At 54.9% G+C, this 3,169-nt stretch carries 3 protein-coding genes and 1 pseudogene; 2 read left to right on the top strand and 2 right to left on the bottom strand.

Translation table 11 applies throughout. The features are described from left to right. Both RMSM_RS25575 and RMSM_RS25570 read left to right on the top strand, forming a co-directional pair. Positions 1 to 738 (top strand): DUF1559 family PulG-like putative transporter (locus RMSM_RS25575; protein ID WP_144057960.1); only part of this gene is annotated, 738 nt, incomplete at its 5' end. Between the two features lie 120 nt (positions 739 to 858). After that, a complete protein-coding gene (locus RMSM_RS25570; RefSeq protein ID WP_008703476.1) occupies positions 859 to 1,305 on the top strand; it encodes a carboxypeptidase regulatory-like domain-containing protein in 447 nt (148 codons plus the stop codon). Between the two features lie 179 nt (positions 1,306 to 1,484). On the opposite strand, the gene RMSM_RS25565 is transcribed toward RMSM_RS25570, so the two are convergent. Together RMSM_RS25565 and RMSM_RS41325 are read right to left on the bottom strand one after the other, a co-directional pair. Then, positions 1,485 to 2,255 (bottom strand): ThuA domain-containing protein, encoded by a 771-nt coding sequence (locus tag RMSM_RS25565; RefSeq protein ID WP_008703474.1) that lies wholly within the window; start codon positions 2,253 to 2,255, stop codon positions 1,485 to 1,487. Between the two features lie 289 nt (positions 2,256 to 2,544). Then, positions 2,545 to 3,169, bottom strand: a pseudogene (locus RMSM_RS41325) (amino acid transporter); the annotation flags it as partial.

Genomic DNA, 3,169 nt, shown 5'->3' with positions numbered 1-3,169 from the left:
GCGTGGCGCTGCAACAAGCCGGCCGCAAGCCGCGTTCCTTTGCCCTCCGCACAGAATGCCGATGGCACCGCGATCAGCGGTATCTCGAAGTGCCATTATGTCTTTAGTACCGGTGATGCCATGTGGCATAACGCACGAAACGATTCACAGGAAGCAAGCAAGTACGCCCGGATTGATCCACGTGGACCTTTTATTCCTCGGCTTAATGGCGAGCGAAATTCGATTCGTCGTTTTCGTGACATCCTTGATGGAACTAGCAATACGATTGCGATGAGCGAAGTAGCGGCAACGCCTCGCGACCAAGCGTTTGTCAAAGGTGATGTTGCGAGTTTCAACGGAATGTATGACGGTACTTCGGCGCTTCCCGGTCCTTGTCTAACGGCGCCGCTCGATCCAAATAATCCACGTCAATATCAAAACGGCGCGGATTGCTGGCGTGGTTTGATTCTTGGCGATGGCCGGACTGTCAACAATCGCTTCACCACCACGCTGCCACCTAATTCGTACTCGTGTGCCTATGGCGGTGGCAACGATAGTTGGGGCACCTATTCGCCCACGAGCGAACATCAAGGAGGCGTGCAAACGTTGATGTTCGATGGTGCCGTTCGCTTCATTACCGATTCAATCGACTCGGGCGACCTCAACGCACGTCAAGTCACCTCCGGTGAAAGCCCATACGGGATTTGGGGAGCGATGGGATCCATGGATGGAAAAGAAACCGTTTCTTATGACGGTTGAAATCGCACTGTCCCTCTTTCACTTCTCACCGCATGATCACAATTCATGCGGATTCGATGATGAGTTTCCATTTCATAACGTAGGTGTTTATAGATGTATCGTTTTTCATTTTGTGTTGTAATGTTTGCAGTGTTTACAGGGTGTGCTTCCGAAGAAAAGCCTGATGGACTTCCCGTGCTCTATCCGGCCGAGGTTACCGTGCATCAAGGAGGCGCCCCATTGGTCGGCGCCAGTGTCCAGCTCGTTTCAACCGATCCCACGCTAAGCAAGTGGGTTTCAGGGGGCAGCACGAACGAGAACGGCGAAGCCGTGATCATGACGCATGGAAAGTACCCAGGAGCTCCGGCCGGCAAGTACAAAGTGACCGTGAACAAGACCCAGATCGAAGGTAGTGCGTCAGGCAATGACCCAGGATCCTCAAACGAAGCGAAAATGTTCGATCTTGTTGACGCCAAATACCGCGTGGTAACCACCACCCCGATCGAAGTCGAAGTCACCGCCGGCGAAAACAAGCTGGACGCGATCGAAGTCGGCGCGGCGGTCAAAGACGCAGCGGCCGCGCTGTAGGTCGCCCGCCGCATGGAACCGTTTCCGTAGCCGGACGAATCGACGCGTTGAGGGAAGTGCCAATCACTTTCCTCACCGCGTTTTTTTATGAAAGGGGCGAGGTTGTGAATCCCTGATGCCACGCGAACGACCAGGATGTCCTGGTCTCTGCCGCGAACCCACGGTCTGCTACTTCTTGACTACTCTTTCTTGATATTCGAATCCTCGAGCGACCAACGGATGGCGTTTTTCAGTAGCGTTGGTAGCACATCGCCGGCGAAGTCATCGCGGTGACCCAGCGAGGTATAAAACGATTTGCCGCCATCGGCTCGAGTGAAGGTCCATGCCACGGGCTCACTCCCCTGCCCTTCTACCTTGCCATCCATCAACACGACTGCGCCTTCGGCAAGCGGAGCCACTTTGTAGAGCGAGCCACCCGCGATAAAGGGTTGCCGGCGGATGCCATCGAGAAGCGTTTTGGGGATTGCATCGTCGCTTCGAAAAGTGATCTTTGCTTTGAGATTGTTGCCGTAGTGGTTGGTGTAACTGCCACCAAAAACTTTGGCGTCCCAATCGATCCATTGATCGTGACCGGCAGGCGGTTCTTCCTTCCGTAGCGAAAATGCGTGGTTGGCGGTACGGATGCCAATCACCGGTTTGCCGCTGGCGACATAGTCACGGATTAGATCCAATTGCGCCGTGGGCAGCGCTCGGCGGCGAACGCTGACTAACAACACATCGGCTTGCTTGACCGCTTCGATTCCCACCAGCGTGTTTTTGTCGTCGGGCTTGGCATGCACCAACGTCGTGTGACAGAGATCCTTCAGGTTTTGTTCGACAAACTCAGGTAGCGTTTGGTCCGTCTCGTATTCTTGTTCAGCGATCAGCAGGACGACGTGCGGTTGTTCGGCCAACACGGTGGTGGCGACACAGCAAGGAAGCAGTAACCAAAGTAGCGTGCGAAGCATCATCGGGGGGAATCCTCGTTCAAGGGGCGGGAAAGGTTTCTAGCATAACTGCTGTGCAAGGGCTCCGAAACAATAGTCCCAATGTAGGCAGATTGGGGCTACGCCAAGGGCAGACGCGAGGTCCGGGTTTGACAGGTGCTTTGAAGCTTGATCACTTAAGATCATGTCGCCCCTCCGAGGCTTTGCAATCGTGTTTGTATTCGCATCCAGGGCTTGCGCCCGTGGCTACTTCCGAACTTATAAATCGCAAGTCCTCCGCGATCAAACGTCGTGCGAGCAGAGTGACCTACTGCTATCCGCGGCTGCTAATCAAGATGATCGGGCAATCGGTTCGATGGGCCAATTCGCAAATGAAATCGCCAAAGAGTCGTTGCCGGCCGACTCGCTGCACGCCCAAGATTAACACGTCGGCATCGATGGCTTGTTCCGCAATGGTTTCCAGAGGTTGGTTGCTGGTCACCACCGTTGCGCTGGATTGCGAGCAGAGGTCATGAGCCAAGTGACGTAAATCCCGTTCGGCACGCCGCATCGAGTCGTCCGCGGTGTCGGTGGGCATGACTCGCAGGAAAGTGATATCGCGGGGGGCGGACCGTTTCATGCTTCCCAACAACATCGCCAGCAGATGTTCATGACCGCCGTAACCTGCGATTGGAACAAGCACTCGACGGGCATCTTGAAAGTGCCAATTTTCGCGTGACCTTAAAATGACCACGTTTGCATCAAGTTGCCCAAGCAGCGATTCGAGCTGAGCCGCTTGGCCGTCTTCGCGGATCTTACTTAACCCCAGCAGCACCGAATCACAGCGATGTAGCCTCGCCACCCGGTCGATTTCTGCCATCGGGTCGGCGGCGATCGTGGTCAACGCTTCAACGCGAATTCCCAATTCGTTCGATGTTCGTAGCAATTGACGCATCACC

The organism is Rhodopirellula maiorica SM1, assembly GCF_000346295.1.
Classification (GTDB): domain Bacteria; phylum Planctomycetota; class Planctomycetia; order Pirellulales; family Pirellulaceae; genus Novipirellula; species Novipirellula maiorica.
Note: the sequence above shows the minus strand (reverse complement) of the source record. Positions and strands in the feature narration are given on the sequence as shown.

Bases quoted from the DNA above. Each gene is read 5' to 3' on its own strand.
- RMSM_RS25565 (WP_008703474.1), bottom strand. From the start codon at position 2,255: ATGATGCTTCGCACGCTACTTTGGTTACTGCTTCCTTGCTGTGTCGCC.
- RMSM_RS25570 (WP_008703476.1), top strand. From the start codon at position 859: ATGTTTGCAGTGTTTACAGGGTGTGCTTCCGAAGAAAAGCCTGATGGA.